This window comes from Aromatoleum evansii (genome assembly GCF_012910805.1).
Taxonomy (GTDB): Bacteria; Pseudomonadota; Gammaproteobacteria; order Burkholderiales; family Rhodocyclaceae; genus Aromatoleum; species Aromatoleum evansii.
This window is the reverse complement of record NZ_WTVK01000184.1, coordinates 1-591: the sequence shown is the minus strand read 5'-3', so window position 1 is coordinate 591 and position 591 is coordinate 1. Positions and strand designations below refer to the sequence as shown.

General features: G+C 65.0%; 1 protein-coding gene. It reads left to right on the top strand.

Annotated elements, in window-relative coordinates; translation table 11 throughout:
• Window positions 1-561: integrase core domain-containing protein (locus GO615_RS27820; protein ID WP_169133072.1), on the top strand; the 561-nt coding region annotated here is incomplete at its 5' end.
• Window positions 562-591: the final 30 nt, after the last annotated feature.

The following is a 591-nucleotide window of genomic DNA, read 5'->3' as shown; positions in this document are numbered from 1 at the left end:
ATCCACGACACCGACGACGCCGAGCACGCCGCCCATCTCGCCAAGCGCACCGCGCTGGCCGAAGGCGTGCATGCGCTGGCGACCAAACCGGTGCTGCACGGCGACAACGGCGCCACGCTCAAAGCCACGACGGTGTTGGCGATGCTGCACTGGCTGGGCGTCAAGCCGTCGTACTCGCGCCCACGTGTCTCGGACGACAATGCCTTCGTCGAATCGCTGTTCAAGACGGCCAAGTATCGCCCGGAGTTTCCCGCGCGCGGCTTTGCCGACATCGATGAGGCTCGCGCCTGGGGACACGCGTTCGTGCACTGGTACAACCACGAGCACCGCCACAGTGGCATCCGCTACGTCACCCCGGCACAGCGCCATGCCGGCGAGGACATCGCCATTCTGGCTGCACGCCATCAGACGTACCTGCAGGCGCGCGAGCGCCATCCTGCACGATGGGCCCGGCACACGCGCAACTGGTCGCCGATCAGCGCCGTCACGCTCAACCCCGAGCGCGATGCGATCGTCAGCGAACATTTGCATGCTGAAGACATAGGGCGGTTAGTTGCATGAATCAGGCGACAACTATCTTGACTTGCTCCG